Below are 22,026 nucleotides of genomic sequence, written 5' to 3' on the forward strand. Positions count from 1 at the left end.
CGAATCCCCGTCCTCAGCGAGCCTTGTAGAGACCGAGCAGCACGCCGGAGGCGGCGACCAGCGCCATCCCGGCGGCGATGCCCCACAGCACCTCGCGCGCCCCGACCGCGGCGACCAGCACGCCCCCGATGCCGATCGCGGCGGGCCGGATCCCCCAGGCGACGAACCGGAAGGAGCTGTTCACCCTGCCCTGCAGGTGCTCGGGGACGAGCTTGAGCCGCTGCGACACCTGCGGGACGTCGAACATCGGGCTGACGAACGTCACCAGCCCCCAGGCGCCGACCAGCATCCACGGCGAGGTCGACAGCGGGATCAGCGGCATCGCCAGCGCCCACGCGATCAGCGCGCCGGTCATCAGCGGCCCGGACCGCACCCGCTTGGCGACCCGCGGCGACAGCAGCCCGCCGATCAGCCCGCCGGCCGCGCCGACGGAGAACACCAGGCCGACCACCGTCGCGGACGCGTCCATGTCCTTGCTGGCCAGCACGATGATCGCGAGGTAGCTGGGGCTGAACAGGCTGTTCAGCGCGGCGGCGAGCAGCATCATCGTCCGGATGGTCGGGTGCGACCACACGTACCGCTGGCCCTCCTTGAACTGCGTCCACATCGACTCCTGGGCGCCCTTGTCCCGCTCGTCGTTGAGCGGGCGGCGCAGCAGCAGCAGCGAGACCATCGAGACCAGGAAGGTGATGCCGTCGACGAGCAGCGCGATCGCGCCGCCGACCAGCGGCGTGCGGCCGAGGGCGACGAGCGCGCCGCCGATCCCGGGCCCGGCGAGGGCCGCCGACGACTCGGCGACCTCGTTCACCGACGCCGCCTGGGTCAGCTGCGACTTCCCCACCACCTGCGACAGCGAGGAGATCTCCGCGATGTTGAAGAAGACGAACGAGGTGCCGATCACGAACGCGGCGGCGACGAACATCCAGAACGACAGGTGGCCCGTCCAGTAGGCGACCGGGATCGACAGCATCGCCAGCGCCCGCGCCCCGTCGCAGACGATCATGATGGTCTTCCGGTTCCACCGGTCCACCAGCACGCCCGCGACCAGGCCGAACAGGAAGTACGGCAGCGCCTCGACGGTGCTCACCAGGCCGGCCTTCGCGGCGGACCCGGTCAGCGCCAGCGTCATCAGCGGCACCGCGACCATGGACAGCTGGGACCCGGCCATCGACACGATCTGCCCGCCGGCCAGCAGCATGTAGTCGCGGTTGCGCCAGAGCGACGGGTGCGACGGCTCAGCCGCCGTTTCGCCGGCCCCCGCCTCGTCGGGCTTGGTGATCCTCATCGGTGGCTCCCGTCGGAGTGGGTCGGGCCGTCGGCGGCCGCGGTGTGATTTCGGTGCAGGCGCAGGCCGGCGGCGCGGCGCAGCCGGTCGGCGGGCCGCGGGCCCCGGCGGGACGGGTCGTCCCTGCCGTCCCGGTGGCCGAGGTGCGCGGCGAGGGCGGAGACGGTCGGGTACCGCAGCACGGTGAGCGGCGAGACCCGGCGCCCGATCCGGTCCCCGAGCCGCAGGCAGGTCTCGGCGAGCATCAGGGAGTGGCCGCCGAGGTCGAAGAAGTTCGCGTCCACGGCCACGGCGTCGACCTTCAGGGCCCGGGCCCACACGTCCGCGATGGCCTGCTCAAGCTCGCCGCGCGGCGCTGGACCGGTGCCGGGACCGGTGCCGGGGCCGGACGCGCCCCGCCGGGGCCGCTCGGGGTCGGGCAGGGCGCGCACGTCCAGCTTCCCGTTCGGGGTGAGCGGCAGCTCGGGCACCGCCGCGAACACCGCGGGCACCATGAAGACGGGCAGCCGGTCGGCGAGGTACGGGCGCAGCAGCGCGGCCGGGTCGAGCCGCGCGGCCGGGTCGCCGGTCACGACGTAGCAGGCGAGCGCGGGCGAACCGGCGACGTCGCGGACGGTCACGGCGCAGTCCCGCATCGCGGGGTGGTCCCGGACGGCGGCCTCGATCTCGCCGGTCTCGATCCGGTAGCCGCGCAGCTTGACCTGGCCGTCGCCGCGGCCGAGGAACAGCAGGTTGCCGTCCGGCATGACGCGGACGACGTCGCCGGTCTGGTACATCCGCGCGCCGGGACCGTCCGCGAACGGGTCGGGCCTGAACCGCTCCGCGGTACGCGCGCCCTGCCCGAGGTAGCCGCGGGTCACGGCTGCGCCGCCCACGTACAGCTCGCCGCGGCAGCCCGGCGGGACGGGACGCAGCGCCGCGTCCAGCACGTACAGCCGGGCGTTGTCGGTGGCCCGCCCGAACGGCACGGTCGGCCGGTCGGCGTGCCGTTCCAGCAGCTCCGGGGTGATCCGGCAGACGGCGCTGGTCACCGTCGCCTCCGTCGGCCCGTACTCGTTGTAGACCGCGCAGCCGGGGTCGAGCCACGCGGGCAGCTCGGCCGCGATGTCGCGCGGAACGGCCTCGGCGCCGGTGAACAGCAGCCGCAGCGACCGGAACGCGTCCGGCCGGACCTGGGCGGCTGCCCGCATCAGCACGCGCATCTGCGACGGCGTCGCGTTGAACGAGGTGATGCGGGCCTCGTCCAGCGCCGTCACGAGCGCCTCGGCGTCGTACTCGATCCCGGGCGGCGGCAGGTGCAGCTCGGCGCCGGAGACGAGGCACTGGAAGATTTCCCAGACCGAGTTGTCGAACGCCGCCGAATGGTTCTGCAGCACCCGGTCGCCGGGCCCGAGCCTGCTCACCGCCTGGTTCCAGCCGAGGAAGGACGTGATCTGGTCGTGCTGGACGGCGACGCCCTTCGGCTTGCCCGTCGACCCCGACGTGTAGATCACATACGCCAGGTTCCCCGGCCGCACCACGGCCTTTCGCGCGGGCTCACCCTCATCAAGATCCAGACCGTCCAGATCCAGAACCTCTACACCCTCACCCAACCCCGCAGCAGCCGCACCCCCGCACGTCAACACCAAACCCACACCCGAATCAGCCACCATGTGCCGAAGCCGATCCACCGGATACGAAGGATCCAACGGCACATACGCGCCACCAGCCTTCAACACCCCGAGCAGAGCCACCACAAGCTCCACCGACCGAGCGCCGCACACCCCCACCAACACCTCAGCGCCCACGCCACGACCCGCCAGCACCCGCGCCAACCGGCCCGCACGCCCATCCAGCTCACCGAAACCCACCGACACATCACCGCACACCACGGCCACCCCGTCCGGCGTCCGCGACACCTGCTCCTCGAACAGCCCGTGGAGCGAGCCGGTGCCGGCGGGACGCGGCCGGTCGGGGACGAGGACGGAGCTTCGCGGTCCCGCGTCGCTGAGCGCGATCTCGGACAGCCGCACCCCGGGCTCGTCGGCGAGCAGCCGCAGGACCTCCAGGTAGTGGTCGGCGAGCCGCTCGGCGGTCGCCGGCTCGAAGATCGCGGTCGCGTACTCGAAGCTGACGTCCACCCGGTCGCCGCGCCGGGTGACGTCGACGGTCAGGTCGTAGCGGGCGCCGCCGAGCGCGCCCTCCAGTTCCCGGCGCGGCACGGCGTCCGGGAGCGGGGCGGCGGCGTCCTGCTCGTGCAGGTTGAACATCAGCTGGAACACGGGCGAGCGGCTCGGGTCCCGGCGCGGGGAGAGGCGGCGGACGACGCGTTCGAACGGCACGTCGCGGTGGGCGACGGCGGCGAGGACCTCGTCCCGCACCCGGGCGAGCGCGTCCGCCGCGGCCGGGTCCCCGGAAAGGTCGGTGCGGACCGCGACCGTGTTGACGAAGTACCCGGTGACGTCTTCGAGCTCGGGCCGGTCGCGCAGCGTCGTCAGGGTGCCGACGACCAGGTCGCCCTGTCCGGTGTAGCGGCACACCATGATCTTGAACGCGGCGAGCATGGCGGCGAACAGGGTGGTCCGGCCGCGGCGGGCGGCGCGGTCCAGCGCGTCCGCGAGCGCCGGGTCGAGGGCGCGGTGGACGCGGTCGCCGAGGTGGTCCGGGATGGCGGGATGCGGGTGGTCGGCGGGCAGCTCGGTCAGCTCGGGCGCGCCGGACAGCCGCCGGTCCCAGTGGTCGAGCTGCGCCTCGTGCAGGTCGCGGTCCGTGGCCGCGCCCGTCACGAACGCCAGGTAGTCGTCCACGGCGCCGGGACGGTCCGGGACGGAGCCCGGCCTCGCGCACAACGCGGCCAGGTCGCGGACGAGCAGGTCCATCGACCACGCGTCGCAGACGAGATGGTGCACGACGACCACCAGCACGCGCGCCCCGGTCTCCCGCACGCGCAGCACCTCGGCGCGGATCAGCGGCCCGCCGACCAGGTCGAACGCGCCGTGCGCCGTCCCGGCCGCCGCGTCCCGGAGCCGTGCCGCCTCGATCGTGGTCTCGCGCAGGCGGAGCCGTTCGGGGCGCGCCTCGATCGTCTGGAGCGGCCGCCCGTCGTGCACCCGGACGCGGGCGCGCAGCGACGGATGCCGGTCGACGAGACGGTTCAGGGCGTCCTCGACGCCGGCGGTCCCCATGCCGTCCGGCAGGGCGAGGACGAGCGGGACGTTGTAGATCGGCACGTCCACGTCGAGCTGCTCGGCGTACCAGATGCGCTCCTGGTACGGCGACAGGGGGACGGTGAGCGTCCGCGCGGTCGCGCGCCGCACGCCGCCGCCGTCCGGGGACGCGGCGGCGTCCAGGTGCGCGGCCAGCGCGCGCGGCGTCGGGTGCTGGAAGATCGCGGCCATCGACGGCGTGACGCCGTGCGACGCGCGCACCCGGGCCGCGATGCGCCCGGCCGTCAGCGACGTGCCGCCGTTCTCGAACAGGTCGCTCGCGGCGTCCGCGTCCGGGAGGCCGAGGACCTCGCGCCAGATCCCGACCAGGGCGCGCTCGGCCGGGGAGCGGGCGGCCTCGCCGGTCGCGGTGGCGTCCGCCGCGCGGGCGGGCTCGGGCGCGGCGGCCAGCGCCCTGCGGTCGACCTTGCCGTTCGCGGTCACCGGCAGGCGGTCGACCCAGTGATAGCGGGCGGGGATCAGATGGGACGGCAGGTCACGGCCGAGGATCTGCCGGATGAGCGCGGCGCCGGGCGCGGGCCGGGCGTCCGCGGCGCGCAGGTAGGCGACGAGCCGCGCGTCCCCGACGGCGACGACCACGGCGTCGCCGACGCCCGCGATCCGCCGCAGCCGTGCCTCGATCTCGCCCGGCTCGATCCGCAACCCGGCGATCTTGATCTGGTCGTCGACCCGGCCGATCAGCTCGATCCAGCCCGCGTCGTGCCATCGTGCCCGGTCGCCCGCGCGGTAGAGGCGCGAGCCGGGGGGACCGAGCGGGTTCGGGACGAACCGGTCCGCGGTGCGCCGCGGGTCGTTCAGGTAGCCGCGGGCCAGGCCGGCGCCCGCGACGCACAGCTCGCCGGGCTCGCCGGGGGGCGCGGCCTCGTCCTCGTCGTCGAGCACGGACAGGACCTGCCCGTCCATGGCCCGCCCGTACGGGATGCTCGGCCGCGCCGCGTCCGCGGGCTCGACCCGGTGGCAGTTGGAGTAGATCGACGCCTCGGTGACGCCGCCGAGGTTGTGCAGCTCCACGTCCTCGCCGAGCCGGTCCCAGACGCGGACGGCCAGTTCCGGCGGCAGCCGGTCGCCGCCGGACAGCACGACCCGCAGCGACTCCCGGGTGGCGTCCGGCTCGGCGTCCAGCAGCATCTCCAGCCGTGCCGGGACGGAGTGCCAGATCGTGACGCGGTGCCGGCGGATCAGCGACCACCAGCCTGCGGGCTCGCTCTCCGCGGCCGTCCCTGGCAGCACCACCGCGGCGCCCGCCGCGATCGCGCCGAGCAGCTCGTACACGGACATGTCGAAGCTCAGCGCGGACAGGTTGAGCAGCCGGTCGCCCGGCCCGACCCCGTACCGCCGGTTGAGGTCGGCGATGTTGTTGACGATGCCGTCGTGCTGGACGGCGACGCCCTTCGGCTTGCCCGTCGACCCCGACGTGTAGATCACATACGCCAGGTTCCCCGGCCGCACCACGGCCTTTCGCGCGGGCTCACCCTCATCAAGATCCAGACCGTCCAGATCCAGAACCTCTACACCCTCACCCAACCCCGCAGGAGCCACACCCCCGCACGTCAACACCAAACCCACACCCGAATCAGCCACCATGTGCCGAAGCCGATCCACCGGATACGAAGGATCCAACGGCACATACGCACCACCCGCCTTCAACACCCCCAGCAAAGCCACCACCAGCTCCACCGACCGAGCCCCGCACACCCCCACCAACACCTCCGCGCCCACACCACGACCCGCCAGCACCCGCGCCAAACGCCCCGCACGCGCATCCAGCTCACCGAAACCCACCGACACATCACCGCACACCACGGCCACCCCGTCCGGCGTCCGCGACACCTGCTCCTCGAACAGCCCGTGGAGCAGCTTCCTCGTCGGGGCAGGGTCGGCGTGCACGATGTGTCCTTCCGTTACGGCCTTCACGGGTGCGTCGCCTCCGCGGCTCACCGGCGCGCGGCGCGGCGCGACCAGGTCGGCGAGGTGCGAGCACAGCTCGTCGATCTCGGCGGTCGTGTTGTAGCAGTGCACGGAGGCGCGGAGCAGGCTCGTCAGGCCCCGGTCCTCCATGTCGACGCAGGCGCTGTTGGCGAGGCACGTCCAGATGTTGACGGAGCGCCCGGCGAGCCGCTCGCGGATCTCCATCGGCTCCCGGCCCGGCACGTCGAAGCTGACCAGCCCGCACAGGTCGGGACCCTGGTCGAGCAGCCGGACGCCCGGGATCTCGCGCAGCCCGGCGCGCGCGTGGGAGGCCAGCTCCCGGACGCGGTCCCAGATCTCGTCGATCCCGGTCCGCAGGGCGTAGCCGACGGCGGCGGCGAGACCGAGCCGGGCGATCATGTCCGCCTCCCAGGTCTCGAAGCGGCGGGCGCCCGCGGCGAGCTCGTACTCGCCGCCGCCGAGCCAGCGGGCGCCGTCCAGCCCGACGCTGCTGGGGCTGAGCCGTCCGAGGGACTCCGGGCGGGCGTAGAGGAAGCCGGTCCCGCGCGGGCCGCGCAGGTATTTGCGTCCCGTCCCGGCGAGGAAGTCGCACTGGATGCGCTCGACGTCGAGCGGGATCTGGCCGGCCGATTGACAGGCGTCGACCAGGTACGGGACGCCGGCGTCCCGCGCCACCGCTCCGATCTCCTCGACGGGCAGCACCTGGCCGCCGTTGCACGGCACGTGCGCGACGGCGATCAGCTTGACGCGCTCGTCCAGCGCGGACCGCAGCGCGTCCAGGTCGAACCGGCCCGCCGCGTCGTTGCGCACCGTCTCGACCACGGCGCCGTGCCGCCGGGCGGCGTGCAGCATCGACAGGTGGTTGCTGCCGTACTCGACGGACGAGGTCACGACGCGGTCGCCGGGCGCGAGCGGGACGGCCGAGAACGCCATGCCCCAGGCCCGGGACGCCGAGTCGGTGAGCGCGATGTCGGACGGCGCGCACCCCACCAGCTCCGCGAGCCCCTCGTACCCGCGCGCGACGGCGCCGGCGGCCCGTTCGGCGGCCTCGTAGGCGCCGATCGACGCCTCCAGGTCGAGGTGCGCCCGCATCGCGGCGATGACGGGCGCCGGCATCAACGACGCGCCCGCGTTGTTGAGGTGGACGACGTTGGCGACGCCCGGCGTGTCCCGGCGGGCGCGCGCCACGCTGAACCCGGGCATCAGACCCCGATCCCGGCGGTCAGCCGCGCGCTGATCAGCGCGACCAGCTCGGCGGCGGCCGTCCGCGGGAAGAAGTGCCCGCCGGGCATCGTGCGCGCGGCGAAGGGGCCCTCGGTGTATCCCGCCCACGCCTCCAGGTCGGCGCGGCCGACGCCGGGGTCGGCGTCGCCGCCGACCGCGGTGATCGGAGTCGGCAGCGGCGGCCGTCCGGGGACGTGCTCGTACGACTCGCTCAGCGCCAGGTCGGCCTTGAGGATCGGGAGGAAGAGGTCGACCAGGTCGGCCTCCTGGAGGACGGCGTCGGGCGTGCCGTCCGCGTCCCGGAGGAGTTCGAGGAGCCCGGCGTCGTCGACGGTGTCCAGCGGCGGCCACGTGTCGGGCAGGTGCGGCGGACGGTGCGCGGAGACGAACAGGTGCCGGGGCGAGATGCCGTAGGTCTCGTGGAGGCGGCGGGACATGTCATAGGCGAACAGCGCGCCGAGGCTGTGTCCGAAGAACGCGAACGGGAGGTCGGCCGTCGGGACGAGCGCGTCGAAGACACGCCCGGCCAGCTCCTCGAAGTCGGTCGCCAGGGGCTCGCCGATGCGGTCCTCGCGGCCCGGCAGCTGGACGGCGCACACCTCGATCGCCGGCTCGAACAGCGAGCCCCAGGACCGGTACGCGGACGCGCCGCCGCCCGCGAATCCGAACACGTAGAGCCGCACGGCCGCGCGGTCCCCCCGGCTGCCGTACCAGCGCAGCCAGCGGCCCGCCGGATCGCTCGTCGTCTCCAAGGTCGCCCCTTCGTCCTCAGCGCGCGTCGGTGTCGTCAGCGCGTCGGTGTCGTCAGCGCGCGTCGGCGTCCATGCGCCGGCGGAGGCTGAGCGGGCGCATGTCGGTCCACACCTCGTCGATGTACTCCAGGCACTCGTCCTTGGGGCCGGCCTTTCCGACGGCCCGCCACCCGTCGGGGACCGGCCTGTCCTCGACCCAGATGGAGTACTGCTCCTCGTGGTTCATCACCACGACGTACCTGCGGTCATCGTCGTCCATGGCGCCCACCTGTTCCAGCCCTTCTTCCGGCAGCTGTCACTCACTTTGGCACCCGCTGCTTTCCAACTGATTAGCGCCGAATTAATCGCGACTAAGGCAGCGCTGTGGATTCGTCAAGGTGATCCTTGTCGAAGGAGCTGAAAGGCGCCCGAAGGCCGCCGCGCACCCCCTGCCGACCTGCCGGAAAAGCAGGCCCAAAGCCCTCCCAAACCGATCATTAAGCGCGTCTGCCTACCGTTTGCCGGGGTGACCGCATGAGCACGACGGCCGTGGAGGAGCGAATGAACCCGTTGCCGGGAGACCCATCGAGCGGACGGGGGGACGGTCTCCTCCTGCACCGGCTGGTGGAGCGGCGGGCACGCGAGTGCCCGGACGCGGCCGCCGTCGTCTGCGACGACCGCCGGCTGTCCTACGCGGACCTGGACGGTCGCGCGGACGAGGTCGCGCGGAGCCTGCGAGGACGCGGGCTGCGCCCCGGGGAGACCGTGGCCGTGGCCGGCGAGCGGTCCGAGGGCACCGTGATCGCGATGCTGGGAGTGCTGAAGGCGGGCGCCGCCTACCTTCCCGTCGACCCGGACCATCCGGAGGAGCGGACCGCCGCCGCCGTCCGGGAGACGGGCGCGCGCCTGACGCTGCTCCCGGGGCGGGACGACGTGCGGATCGTCCCGGTCGGCCACCAGGCCGCGCCGCCCGGAACGCCGGTCGGGCCCTCCTCCCCGGCCTACGTGATCTACACGTCCGGGTCCACCGGGCGGCCGAAGGGCGTGGCGGTGACCCACCGCAACGCCGTCGCGATGCTGGCGGGTTGCTCCGCCGTCGGCGACTTCACCCCGGACGACGTGTGGTCGGTGACCCACTCGTTCGCCTTCGACTTCTCCGTCTGGGAGCTGTGGGGCTGCCTCACCACCGGCGGACGGGCCGTCATCGTGCCCACCGGGATCGCCCGGTCGGCGCCGCTGCACGCGCAGCTGCTGCGGGCGCACGGCGTCACCGTCCTCAGCCAGACGCCCAGCGCGTGGCGGGAGCTGTCCGGCTGCCTGATCGAGTCGGGCGCGGGGCCCGGCGACCTCGCCCTCCGGCACGTCGTGTTCGGCGGGGAGGCGCTCTACGTCGCCGACCTCGCGCCGTGGATCGAGACGTTCGGCGACGAGCGTCCCGCGCTGACCAACATGTACGGGATCACCGAGACGACGGTGCACGTCACCCGGCACCGCGTGACCGCGGCCGACCTGGCGGACGGCGCCCCGGCCAGCCCGATCGGCGTGCCGCTGCCCGGCTACCGGGTCGCGGTCCGCGGCGACGACCTGCGCCCCGCCGGCGAGGGCGAGACCGGCGAGCTGTTCGTCGGCGGCGACGGCGTCGCGCTCGGCTACGTGGCGCGACCCGGCGTCACCGCGGAGCGGTTCGTGCCCGACCCGGAGCGTTCCGGCGGCCGGCTCTACCGGAGCGGCGACCGGGTGCGCCGGCTCCCCGGCGGCGGGCTCGACTACGTCGGCCGGACGGACCGCCAGATCAAGGTCCGCGGCTACCGCATCGAGCCGGGCGAGGTCGAGGCCGCGCTGCTGACCCGGCCCGAGGTCGGCACGGCGGTGGTGGAGGCGCGGCCGCTCGGCGCCGGCGGCCGCGACCTCCGGCTGATCGCCTACGTGCATCCCGCGGCCGCGGCCGCCGCGCCGAACGCGCTGCGCGACCACCTGGCGGCGACACTGCCGCCGCACATGATCCCGGCGGTCTTCGTCCCGCTGGACGTGGTGCCGCGCACCGCGAACGGCAAGGTCGACCGCGCGGCCCTGCCCGATCCCGACCGGCTGCGGCGGCCGGCGGAACGGCCCTACGAGGAGCCGGAGACGCCCGCCGAGATCGTCCTCGCCAAGGTGTGGGCGGGGCTGCTCCAGGTCGGACGGGTCGGGCGCCTCGACAGCTTCTTCGAGCTGGGCGGCGACTCGCTGACCGCCGTCCGGGCGACGGCGCAGGCGAAGCGCGAAGGGGTGGCGCACGACGTCGCCGCGATCCTCAGGCATCAGACGCTGGCGGCGGTCGCCGCCGCCTGCCGATCCCCGGACGCCGTCGCGGACGACCCCTCGCCCGGCCCGTTCGACCTGCTCACCGCGTCCGAGCGCGCCCTCGTCCCGCCGGACGTGGCCGCCGCGTATCCGCTGACCCGGTTGCAGGAGGGCATGCTCGCCGAGCAGGCGAAGGCCGCGGTCACGACGCCGTACCAGATGACGGCGACGCTGACGGTGACGGGCGTCGAGGCGGACGGGGCGGACGCCGTCCGGCGCGCGCTGGCCCCGGTCGTCGAGCGCCACGAGCTGCTGCGGACGGCGTTCAGCATGGACCTGTTCGGCCGTCCCGCGCAGCTCGTCCGGGGCCGGGTCACGGTCCCCGTCCGGTACGTGACGCTCGACGGCCTGCCCGCGGACGAGCGGCGCCGCGCCGCCGACGCCGAGCTGGAGCGCGAGCGCCGCGAACCCGTCCCGGCCGGTGGCGAGACGCTGTGGCGGCTCACCGTGGTGCGGCTCGACGCGGCGTCCTGCCGGCTGATCCTCGTGCACAGCCACGCGATTCTGGACGGCTGGAGCGTCGCGCTCCTGATGGCGGAGATCCGGGCGGCGCTCACCGGCGCGTCCCGTCCGGCGGAGCCGGGGCTGCCGCCCTTCCGCGACTACGTGCGGGCCGAGCAGCGGGCCGAGACGAGCCCGGCGGCCGCCGCGCACTGGGCCGGGCTGCTCGACCGCTCCCGCCCGCCCGGCCTGCCGTCCGGCGTACCGGCCGGGGGCGGCGACCAGGACGCCCCGCCGCAGGCGGACGTCGACCTGACCCGTCTCGCCGCCGGGATCCGCGACCTCGCCCGACGGGCGAACGCGCCGGTCAAGAGCGTCATGCTGGCCGCGCACCTGGCGGCCGTGCGGCGCGTCTGCGACCGCGCCGACGCCTACACCGGCCTGGTCACGAACGGGCGGCTGGTCCGCGACGGCGCCGACCGCGCGCTCGGCCTGTTCCTCAACACGGTGCCGTTCGCGGTCGACTCCGCCCCGTGCTCGGCGCTGGAACTCGTCGAACGCGTGCTGCGGGCCGAGCAGGCGATGCTGCCGCACCAGCAGTACCCGCTCGCGCGCATGCGCGGCGGGACGGGCGCGTCCCCGAGGCTGGAGGTCTGCTTCAACTTCGTCGACTTCTCCGCCGCCGGGTTCACGCCCGGCGACCACGAACTGCAGGAGTTCGGCTTCACCGCGATCCCGCTGTCGGTGCATGCGCAGAGCGACCGCCTGACGATCGACGGCAACCCCGACTCCGCCGGGCAGGAGGTGTGCGACCGGCTCGCCGGCGCCCATCTCGCGGTGCTCGACCAGATGGTGTCCGAGCCCGGAGGCGTCGTGGCGGCGGCGTCCCCCGCCGGGACGGACGGCATCGAGGCCGCGGAGTCGTCCCCCGGTCACCGGCCGGACTACGAGCCCCCGGCGGGCGAGCGGGAGGAGCTGGTCGCGCGGGTCTGGGGCGACGTCCTCGGCATCGAGCCGGTGGGCCGACGCGACAACTTCTTCCAGCTGGGCGGCGACTCCATCCTCGCGGTGCGGGCCACCGCCCGGCTCGGCTTCGAGCTCGGCGTCAACGTCGGCCTGGGCGTGATGTTCGAGTCGGACTGCCTGGCCGACGCCGCGCGCTCGCTCGAAAAGCCGCCGGAGTCCTGATGGACGTCACGGTCGTGGACGCCATCGAGCGGATCCCCGCCGACGAGTTCGACGCGCTGGACGACGCCGCCGGGGTCGCGGGCTGCCACGCCCGGCTCCGGCAGCTCGAACAGGACGGGCGATGGCACGTCGAATACCACTGCGTCCGCGACGGCGGGCGGTTGCTCGCGGCCGTCCCGGCCTATCTGGGGACTTCCGACGCGTGGCCCGACGACGACTACGCCCCGTCGGCGTGGGGCCATCCGAAGAACCTGACGCCCGCGACGAGCGTCCTGGTCGGCGGGCGGGCCGACCTGTACTCCACCCTGCACCGTGACACCACGGCCAGGAACTCCGACCTGACCCGCCGTCTCATCGCTCATCTGCACGACACCTACGGTGGCGACCATCGGTCACTGGTCTTCGCCTATTTCACCGACGCGGAAATCAAGGGGATCCAGGCCGCCGCGCCCGCGGACATCGACGTGCGGGACGTCGGCCGCGACGCGCGGTTCGACCGGCATCTCGTCCCCGAGCCGGATCTCGGCTACAAGGTCCGCTCCACCCTGCGCCGCGACCTGTCGGCCGCCGAGCGCGCCGGGCTCCGCGCGCGGACCGTGGAGTGGGACGAGGTCGCCGCCGACGCGTCGCGGCTCGTCGCCGACCACAACCTGCGGAAGGGCCGCCTCGACCACCCCGACCTGGTCGCCTACCGGATGGACCAGTGGCGGGCCTGCCCCGGGGCCCAAGTCCTGGTGGTCGAGGCGGCGGCCGGGGACGTGCGCGGCTACCAGGTCTGCGTCTCCTGGCGCGACTGGCTGCACGTCCACGAGATCGGCCTGACGCCGGGCCACGGCGCCACCAGGCATGCCGTCTACGCGCATCTGATCCTGCACGGTCCGCTGCGGCTGGCCCGGCGACTGGGCGCGCGGCGGGTCCGCGCGGGACTGGCGTCCGAGGAGCCCAAGGCGTCCCGGGGGGCGACGTTCACGCCGATCACGGGCGGGGTGCTGAGCTGATCCGCCCGAATGTCCGAACCTTCGGGCACACCTGAGCAACGGCCCGAACATCGGCCGAATCCGCGGCGTCCTACGTCCGAGAAGTCGCGGTGAGAAGGCCATAAAGGGGGGCTCGGGGGTGTCGTCGTACCGGCTGCTGGGAAATATCGAGATCGTCGGGCCCCGCGGCGTCGCGCCATTGCGCACGCCCAGGCATCAGATCGTCCTGGCGATGCTTCTGGTCAACGCCGGTCATGTCGTTCCGGTCGGCCGGCTGGTGAACGCGGTCTGGGACGGCGCCCCGCCGACGTCCGCGCGCAATCAGATCCACATCTGCATCTCGGCGCTGCGCAGGCTGCTCAAGGACGTCGGACTTCCGGACGCGATAAGCACCCGGAGCCCCGGCTATCTGCTGGACGCGAAACCGGGCGAGCTTGATCTCCACGAGTTCGACCAGCATGTCGTCAGCGCGCAGACGGCGCAGCTGAAGGGAGAGTCCGACGAGGCCGTCGCGTACTATTCCAAGGCGCTCTCGCTGTGGCGCGGCGAGCCGTTCTCCGGAATCGAGTGCGACGCCTTCCGCGCGATCGCCACCAATCTCAAAGAACGGCATCTGACCGCCGTCGAAGACCGCATCGAGATTCTCCTCGGCCTTGGCCGCACCCAGGAGATCGTGAGCGAGCTGCTGGAACTCAGCGCCGCTCATCCACTGCGCGAGAGGCTGCACGTCCTGACCATGCGGGCGCTGTGCGGCGTCGGCCGCCGCGCCGAGGCCCTCAACGCCTACCACCGCGCCAGCCACACCCTCATCGGGGACATCGGCGTCGAGCCCGGCCCGCAATTGCAGAATCTCTACCAGAGCATTCTCGCCGACGACCGGGACGCCCAGCCGGCCGCCGTTCCGGCCGTCCATCCGCCGGTGTGCACGCTCCCGCCCGCGCCCGCGGACTTCACCGGACGCCAGAAAGAGCTCGGGGAGATCACCGGGGCGCTCACCGGGAGCCGCGGCAGGGGCCACCATCCGCCGATCGTGACCATCACCGGAATGGTCGGCTCGGGAAAGACGTCCCTCGCCGTGCGCGCCGGCTACGAACTCGCCGAGACCTTCCCGGACGGCCAACTCTACGTTTCGCTGAGCGACGGCGCCGCCCGGGCGCGGCGTCCGGCCGAGATCCTGGCGCGCATCCTGCGCTTCTTCGACCTGCCCGCCGACCGCATTCCGGACGGCCTCGACGAGCGGGCCGAGACCTACCGCGCGCTGGTCGCGCCACGCCGCGTCCTGGTCATCCTCGACGGCGCGGCGCGGGCGGAGCAGGTGGCGCCGCTGCTGCCCGGAGGCGGCAATTCCGGCGTCATCGTGACCAGCCGGACCCGCCGCATCTCGCTCCCCGGCCACCAGCGCGTCGAGGTCGGCTCGATGGAGCCCGCCGAGGCGGTGGAATTCCTCGGGCGCATGGCCGGCCGCGACCGGCTGCGCACCGACCCGGCCGCCGCCCGCGAACTCGCCGATCTGTGCGGACGCCTCCCCCTCACATTGCGCGCGGCGGGGTCGCAATTGGCCGCCAGGCCGCACTGGACCGTGCCGCAGCTCGTCACGCGGCTCGCCGACGAATACAGCCGGTTCGACCAGTTAGGACGGGACGGCGGCGACGTCCGCACCGCCCTCGCCCTCGCCTACGGCGCCATGGACGAGCAGGCCCGTCGCCTGTTCCGGCGGCTGGCGTCCCTTCCCGGCCGGGAATTCGACACGTGCTCGGCGATGTCCGTGCTGAATGTGAGCGCCGACCAGGCCGAGGACATCCTCGAATCGCTCGCCGACATGTATCTCCTGACGGCCACGACCGCGAATCCGCTGCGCTACCGGTACCACGACCTCGTCCGCCTTTATGCGACCGAGCGCTTCATCGTCCACGAGCCCGACCGGCGGTTCCTCGACGTCACACCGCCATCGGTCGCACTTCCCCAGCGGACCTGACACCCGCCACGACCGGACCGCCGCCCCCTTCCCGCGTTCCTGGGGGACGATGTCGGGCACGATCGGCGGAATGGGAGTGCCTCACGGCGGACGACCCCACCAACCTGAGAGCGATCCGCAACGTCACGGGTCACGCCCGCAGAACCACGCGTGCCCGGCCTTGCCTCCGCGACCTCACAGGCAGCCGTCTCCCCTCGAATGTGGAGACCACCGATCCGACCGAGCTGCTCGGCGGCCGCCGTCACGTCCCCAGACAGAAAGAAGCACCCGAACCGCTCCGGTTCCGCTGGGTCGCCGTCCGGAGGTGCCCGAGCCGATCCGCACGAACCGGATCTGAGCCATGCGTTGTCCGAGCGTGCGGGCCAGCACGACCCCGCATGGACCACTGACGCGCATTCGCTAGCCGGGCATGTTCGCTCGATGTCTGCTCGGCGGCTCGCGCGGCTCGAGAGGGATCCATCCGCTCGGTCTTCCCTTCCATATGGAGCGGTCGAGACGCGCCGTGCCGGGTGCGGCATCGCCGGACTCCGGGCATCTCGTAGCTCGGTCCGTGTCGTTTCCGAACGCTGGGGCTCTTGCCGGGCCGTCTAGGGCGTGCCGAGTGACCGGCTCAGGCACTGGTGCTCGTCGAGTTGGGTGCATTCTGCGGCTAGAAGTCGCAATTGGCACGGTTCATTTCTCTTCCCGTCGACCCATTTGCAGGCAGCTGTTACATGGGCTATAGTCGCCCATGCCAGGGCCGGGAACGGTTCGGCATGAAAGATGGTCACGCCGTGGTGATGGGGCCGGCCTGCTTCATCCGGGGGGAGGGAGCAGGCCGGCTCGGCAGCCGAAGGAGCCATAATCGGGGTCGGGTGGGGCCGCCCCGAGGTCGTCGCGCAGGGGTCCTGCCCCCGGCGCGACCAGCGGGTCAGCGTCCGTTCACCGGGGGGCTTCGGCGATCCCGCATTCGCCGGATGGGGACGGACGCCCCGCGGATCAGCACCCCCCGGTCTTGGGACCGGGGGGTGCTCTTTCAGCGGCGGAACTTCCCAAGGTCTCCACCTCCTTGCCGCGATCCTGCGCATGGAAGGTGAAAGCCCGCTCAGGTGCTGCGAGGCCACGATCTCCAGACCTAGTCCGGCCGGTCGGCGCCAGCCGGCCGGCCTTCTTTGGTGGAGCGTTGTAAACCCACGGGGTTCGCGGCGATCACTAGTAAATGTGGGCTTGATGTCGTAGTACGGCCTTGGGCCGCTCTTCGGTGTGTCGGTTGAAGAGCAGGCTTCAGGGGCCGTCCTCTAACTCAATGATCCAGCATCGCCAGCCCGCGAGCTCGCCATCGACGATATAGGTGGGTGGCGGAAGAACGGTCACGCCATAGCGCTCGAAAACCTCGTCCAGCCAGGCGTTATCTCGTTCGGTTATGTCGTCCGGCCGGTCGCAGGCAATGAGGATTCCATGACCCACGTCGACGAGAGCGCCGCCTTCGGGCGATACCAGATCCGCGTCAAGCTCGCTGACGATAGCCACGGATCCGAGATCGCTCCTCACCTATCCCCCTCAACCCCGGCCTGGCAGGGGTCTACTCCGAAGCCCGTCCTCAAAACAAAGGTACAGGAGTGGTCACAGTTATGATAGGGGCGTAATGAGGTACGGCGTGGTCCCGTTCCAGTTGGACCGGAACTAGCTGCGCCAGGTGACGGGGGTTTCTTTCGGCTCGGGAAGCTTCAGACTACGGATCGGTGAGCGCCTCTCCCAGGGTGCCGCGCCGAGCGGCGGAGCCTGTGAGCAGGGACGTAGCGAACGATTTGACAGCCACGCACATGTCGCTTACCGCATCGAAGCGGCGTGATTATCGACGCCAAACTGGCCTGGCGCGGGCGTGATATCCGAGAAGGCGTTAATGGCCCTGACTTCTCTTCCAGCGGGCAGGTTCGATATCGGTCGCTCGACGTCCCATGCGAGTTCGGGCGAGGGCGCGCACGCTGCGCGCGCCGCTCCCATATGGAGAACCACCTGGTGCGGGTGATCCCGAGACCGCCGGGTGCGAGGAACGTTGGCCGTATCCGACGAAGAGGGTCAAGGACGGGGAGGACCGCCATGAACGAGCTCGCAAGACCCATCGCGGAAACGGACTACCCCCTGGTGAGCGTCTTCTGGACCATGCTGTGGTTCTTCCTGTGGGTCCTGTTCCTCATGCTGCTGTTCAGGATCATCGCCGACATCTTCCGTGACGACCGGCTGAGCGGCTGGGCCAAGGCGGGATGGACGATCTTCGTCATCGTGCTGCCCTTCCTCGGCGCCCTCGTGTATCTGATCGCGCGCGGCAGGGGCATGGGGGAACGCGATTTGCACGCGGTCCGGAAGCAGGACGCGCAGTTCCGCGCCTACGTCCGTGAGACCGCCGCAGGGCCGGAGCCCACGCACACCGACGAGCTGGTCAAGCTGGCCGAACTCAGGAATCAGGGCGACATCAGCGAGGTGGAGTACCAGCAGGCGAAGGCCAAGGTCCTCGCCTGAACACCGCTCACGCCAGGCTGGCTCAGCCCGGGCCGGCCGGACATCGGATGCGGGGGCTGAACCACATGTCGTTGGAACGGAGCGGTCTCCTCGGTGAGGGCCGGCATGCCGCACAGCGCTGGCTCGCATGCGACGGGCCTATGGTGCCCCTGTCGGACCACAAAAGGCGCCGACGACCGGCGTCCCGGCCCGGCGAGCAGCGCACGACCACGGTGACGTGGGTGGACGACGACGGGGACCGGGTAAGCCTCGGTGCCTTCCGGGAGGCCGTCGAGAGCGCCGACCGGCACACAGGTGCAGGGGCGAAGGTCGAGCACGCGCTGTGCACGAGCGGCGGCCGGCTCAACGACGCGTGGTGCCGGTTCCTCGCCGAGCGGGACGTGCTCGTCGGGCTCTCGGTGGACGGCGGCATGGCCACCCGGACCTCCGCCGGAGGCGGCGCGGTGGCGCACCAGCAGACGTTCGAAGCCGCCCAACTCCTGCGCAGGCACGGGGTCGACTGCAACGTCGTCTGCCTCGTGCACGCCGGCAACGCCGATCATCCGTACGAGCTCTACCGGTGCTTCCGGGACGAGATCGGGGTACGGCACGTCCAGTTCCTCCCCTTCGTGGAGCGCACCGATCCTGTCCCGCGCGGCGGGCGCCTGCGAGCGCGCCCGGCCACCGTCTCCGAGCGGACGATCGCCCCGGAGCAGTGGGGCGCCTTCCTCGTGGCGGTGTTCGACGAGTGGGTGCGCCGCGACGTCGGCCGGCAGTTCGTCAAGATCTTCGAGGACACGCTGGCGGCCTGGTCCGCGGCGACTCAGCGGCCCCGGGCGGCGCGCGCCGGGTGGGAGCGGCTGCCGCTCGACTGCCGCTGCTGCCCGGTTCTGTTCGCCTGCGAGGGGGGCCGTCCGGTCGACCGATTCGCCGAGTCACCGCACGGGGAGCCCGGCCTGAACTACCTGTGCGCGGGATACCGGGAGTTCTTCGACCACGTCGACCAGCCGATGCGCGTGATGGCGGCCCTCCTCCGCGGTGGCCGCGACGCCGACGCGATCATGAAGGTCATGGCGCGGTACGAGCGCGAACGACCGGCCGTATGACCAGGCCCGGCGGAAGCAGACCGGCCCGACCGGGAAGGCAGGCGCGCGTCGTCGCGTTCCCGCACCGCGTCCCCGGCGGCGTCACCCGCGCCAGGTGATGTGGGGCGGACGCGGGCGATGGTGCGATCGGCCCGTGCCAGACACCTTCGGAAGCCGTCTCTCAGGGCGGCCGCGCACGGCCGCGAGGCTGTGCCTGCTGTTCGCGGCCGCGGCCGTGACGACGCTGCTGCTGTCCGCCGGGCTCAGGGCCCTCACGCTGCCGGTGATCGGGGCCGCCGGGCTGGCGGTCACGGCGGCCGCGCTGTGGTGGGCGCTGACGCGCCGGGGCGCGGCCAGGGTCGCGGCCTTGGTGCTGGCCGTGGGCGCGCCGGGCGCCGTGCTGGCCCGTTACGTCGCGGTCGGGCTGCTCTGGGCCGTGCTGGCCACCCTCGCCCTCTGGGCGCTGGCGGTCCTGTGCGGCAGAGCCGCGCTGCGGGCGGCCGTCCCGGCCGTTGCGGAACACTCGGCCCCGCCTCCCCAGCGGCCTTTCCTGATCATGAATCCACGGTCGGGCGGCGGGAAGGTCGGCCGGTTCGGGCTGTGCGAGCGGGCCCGCGAACTCGGCGCGGAGGTCGTCGTCCTCGATCCGGGCCGTCCCGCGGACGTCGCCGCGATGGCGCGCCGTGCCGTGGCCCGCGGCGCGGATCTGCTCGGGGTCGCCGGCGGCGATGGGACGCAGGCGCGGGTCGCCGGCGTCGCCGCCATGTACAACGTGCCGTTCATGGTGATTCCGGCCGGGACCCGCAACCATTTCGCCCTCGATCTCGGTCTCGACCGGGCCGACCCGGCGCTGTCCCTGGACGCCCTCACCGACACGGGCGTCGAACTGCGCGTGGACCTCGGGCTGGTCGGCGAGCGCGTGTTCGTCAACAACGCGTCCTTCGGCGCCTACGCGGCCGTGGTGCAGAGCCCGGAGTACCGCGACGGGAAGCTCCGCACGACGGTGGAAATGCTGCCCGACCTGCTGACGCATCACCGCGGGCCGCGGCTGATCGTCCAGGCCGGGCCGGCCGTCATCGAGGGCCCGCAGGCGGTCCTGGTGAGCAACAATCCCTACCAGGGCGGCGATCCCGCCGGGATGGGGCGCCGGGAGCAGCTGGACTCCGGCGTGCTCGGAGTCCTCGGCGTGACCGTCGACAGTGCCGGGCAGGCCGCCGTGATGCTCCGCGGCAGGCGCGGCGGCCTCATCTCGCTGACCGCCCGCGAGGTGGTCGTCGAGGCCGACGCGCCGGAGATCTCGGTCGGCGTCGACGGCGAGGCGGTCACCCTCGCCGCCCCCGTCACCTGCGTGATCCGGCCGGGTGCCCTGCGCGTGCGGGTGCCGCGCGACCGCCGCGCGCCGCCTCCGGCGAAGCCGCCGCTGGACTGGCGCGCGCTGGGTCGACTCGCGTTCACGCGCGGCGGGGCCCCGCACGCGGAGCGCGGCGCGGCCGGGCCGCGACGTCGGCCGGACGACCGTCTCGATCAGGAGGAATGCACCGGCGATGACCGATGAGAGGGCCAGGCGCTACGGGCTGATCCGCTCGGTCGGCCCCCGTCGCTTCTTCCCGGCCGTGGAGGCCGCGGTCATCGTGTCCCGCGTCGAGGCGGGCGCTCGGTGGGCGCGTCGCGACGAAACCGGCGACGGCGACGAAACCGGCGGTCGAGTCCTTCTGCTCGGCGGTCGTCCAGTCGTGCGGTCCTCAGGCGGTTTCGGCGGTGACCCGGCCGTTGCGCACGGCGGACGCGAGGGCGTCGCGGTCGTGTTCGTTCTGGTCGGCGTAGGCTTCGGCGAACTCCGCCAGCGCCCGGTCGAAGACGTCGCCGCCGCCGAGGTAGGACGCGATGGCGATCGGGTCCCCGGAGCGGGCGTGGGCGCGGGCCAGCGACGCGCCGCACAGCCGTCCGAAAACCGTCATGATCTCCGGTGTCATGGTCTCGGGCCGCGCGATGCCCTTCCAGTCCCGCAACTGCCGGACGTAGAAGTCGCGGCGCCGGCCGTCGATCCCCGCGACGGTCTGCCAGCCGAGGAAGATGTCGCTCGCGGCCTGCATCAGCCGCTGCCCGGCGACGACGCGCTCGCCCTGGTTCGCGTACGTGCTGCCTCCCGCGTAGGGGGCGAGGACGGACGCGCCGGCCTCCTTGGCCTGGAGCAGCAGCGGGTCGTCGTCGTCCCGGCCCAGCAGCAGGACGATCCAGCAGCGGGTGCCGACGCTGCCGACCCCGACCACTTTGCGAGCCATGTCGGCCACGCGGTAGCGGCCGAGCAGGGCCCGGCGCTCGGAGGACAGGCTGCGGCCGTAGTCCTCGATCAGCCCGCGCAGCGTGGTTGTCAGCTCCGCCTCTTCGGCCTCGGGGAGCAGATCGCCGAGCGGAGTGACCAGCGGCGGGTCGGGGGCGATCCGCCGCTGGTCCCCGTCCAGGCGGGTGAGCTTGGCGTACGCCTGCAGGTTCGTGCGGGTGCGGGCCCGCGCCGTGGCCGCGGAGAACCTCCGGCGGGCGCCGGCGGGCAGCGGTCCCGTCCGGATCGAGCCGAGGTCGTCGGCGTCGTCCTGCGCGTACCAGATGTCGAGGGTGCGCATTCCGGCGAATTCCCGCATCCGCTCCCGGTAGGCCCGGACGCACCGGCGCACGACGGCGGCGCGCTCGCGGCCGGAGAACCCGTTCGCGCGGCCGGCGATGGCGAGGCTCGCCGCGAGCCGCTTGACGTCCCATTCCCAGGGGCCGGGCAGTGTCTCGTCGAAGTCGTTGATGTCGAAGATCAGGTGCCGTTCCGGGGAGGCGAGCAACCGGAAGTTCAGCATGTGCGCGTCCCCGCACAGCTGTACGCGCAGCCCCGTGTGGGGAGCGGCGCCGAGGTCCGACGCCATGATCGCGGCGGCGCCCCGGTAGAAGCGGAACGGCGACTCCAGCATGCGGCCGTAGCGGATCGGCACCAGTTCGGGCAGCCGGGCCGCGGATTGTCGTTCCAGGACGTCGATGGGATCGGGCCGTTTCCCGCCGGGCTCGAATCGCGCGTGGCTCGAACGGGGCACCTCGCGGCGCACCCGCTTCCCGTACTCCGCTCGCTCAGACGGGCTCAGAGCGCCGGTGTCGTTCGCGGTCATGGCCGGGTCTCCCTTCGG

General features: G+C 72.9%; 12 protein-coding genes. 6 read left to right on the plus strand and 6 right to left on the minus strand.

Annotated elements, in window-relative coordinates; genetic code table 11:
- Window positions 1–13: 13 nt before the first annotated feature.
- The 4 genes from ACH35V_RS19810 to ACH35V_RS19825 are packed head-to-tail and all read right to left on the minus strand — an operon-like array spanning window position 14 to window position 8,655.
- Window positions 14–1,285: an MFS transporter gene (locus tag ACH35V_RS19810; protein ID WP_395974177.1), complete on the minus strand. Its 1,272-nt coding sequence runs from the start codon at window positions 1,283–1,285 to the stop codon at window positions 14–16.
- Window positions 1,282–7,623, minus strand: a complete 6,342-nt coding sequence (locus ACH35V_RS19815) for an amino acid adenylation domain-containing protein (protein WP_395974179.1) — start codon at window positions 7,621–7,623, stop codon at window positions 1,282–1,284. The genes ACH35V_RS19810 and ACH35V_RS19815 overlap by 4 nt, the downstream gene beginning before the upstream one ends.
- Window positions 7,623–8,396 (minus strand): thioesterase II family protein, encoded by a 774-nt coding sequence (locus ACH35V_RS19820; RefSeq protein ID WP_395974180.1) that lies wholly within the window; start codon window positions 8,394–8,396, stop codon window positions 7,623–7,625. The genes ACH35V_RS19815 and ACH35V_RS19820 overlap by 1 nt, the downstream gene beginning before the upstream one ends.
- 52 nt (window positions 8,397–8,448) lie before the next feature.
- Window positions 8,449–8,655 carry an MbtH family protein gene (locus ACH35V_RS19825; RefSeq protein WP_395974181.1) on the minus strand — a complete coding sequence of 69 codons (207 nt, stop codon included), beginning with the start codon at window positions 8,653–8,655 and terminating at the stop codon, window positions 8,449–8,451.
- Between the two features lie 254 nt (window positions 8,656–8,909).
- Here ACH35V_RS19825 and ACH35V_RS19830 point away from each other — a divergent pair, with 254 nt between their 5' ends.
- From ACH35V_RS19830 to ACH35V_RS19840, 3 genes are all read left to right on the plus strand, one after another.
- Entirely contained in the window at window positions 8,910–12,347 is a 3,438-nt protein-coding gene (locus ACH35V_RS19830) for an amino acid adenylation domain-containing protein (protein WP_395974182.1), read from the plus strand.
- Window positions 12,347–13,345 carry a hypothetical protein gene (locus tag ACH35V_RS19835; RefSeq protein WP_395974184.1) on the plus strand — a complete coding sequence of 333 codons (999 nt, stop codon included), beginning with the start codon at window positions 12,347–12,349 and terminating at the stop codon, window positions 13,343–13,345. Before ACH35V_RS19830 ends, ACH35V_RS19835 begins: the two co-directional genes overlap by 1 nt.
- A gap of 118 nt (window positions 13,346–13,463) precedes the next feature.
- Complete coding sequence (locus ACH35V_RS19840; RefSeq protein WP_395974186.1) at window positions 13,464–15,299, plus strand: AfsR/SARP family transcriptional regulator; 1,836 nt, start codon at window positions 13,464–13,466, stop codon at window positions 15,297–15,299.
- A 1,263-nt stretch (window positions 15,300–16,562) separates the two neighbouring features.
- Here the strand turns inward: ACH35V_RS19840 and ACH35V_RS19845 are convergent.
- Complete coding sequence (locus ACH35V_RS19845; RefSeq protein WP_395974187.1) at window positions 16,563–16,808, minus strand: hypothetical protein; 246 nt, start codon at window positions 16,806–16,808, stop codon at window positions 16,563–16,565.
- Window positions 16,809–17,378: 570 nt separating this feature from the next.
- On the opposite strand from ACH35V_RS19845, the gene ACH35V_RS19850 reads away from it, so the two are divergent.
- From ACH35V_RS19850 to ACH35V_RS19860, 3 genes are all read left to right on the plus strand, one after another.
- A complete protein-coding gene (locus ACH35V_RS19850) occupies window positions 17,379–17,798 on the plus strand; it encodes an SHOCT domain-containing protein (RefSeq protein WP_395974188.1) in 420 nt (139 codons plus the stop codon).
- A 221-nt stretch (window positions 17,799–18,019) separates the two neighbouring features.
- Complete coding sequence (locus ACH35V_RS19855; protein ID WP_395974189.1) at window positions 18,020–18,883, plus strand: hypothetical protein; 864 nt, start codon at window positions 18,020–18,022, stop codon at window positions 18,881–18,883.
- A 133-nt stretch (window positions 18,884–19,016) separates the two neighbouring features.
- Window positions 19,017–20,417 carry a diacylglycerol/lipid kinase family protein gene (locus ACH35V_RS19860; protein WP_395974190.1) on the plus strand — a complete coding sequence of 467 codons (1,401 nt, stop codon included), beginning with the start codon at window positions 19,017–19,019 and terminating at the stop codon, window positions 20,415–20,417.
- A 187-nt stretch (window positions 20,418–20,604) separates the two neighbouring features.
- Here the strand turns inward: ACH35V_RS19860 and ACH35V_RS19865 are convergent, their stop codons facing one another.
- Complete coding sequence (locus tag ACH35V_RS19865) at window positions 20,605–22,008, minus strand: DUF2252 domain-containing protein (protein ID WP_395974192.1); 1,404 nt, start codon at window positions 22,006–22,008, stop codon at window positions 20,605–20,607.
- Window positions 22,009–22,026 lie beyond the last annotated feature (18 nt).

Source organism: Actinomadura sp. 1N219 (assembly GCF_044326405.1).
Classification (GTDB): Bacteria; Actinomycetota; Actinomycetes; order Streptosporangiales; family Streptosporangiaceae; genus Spirillospora.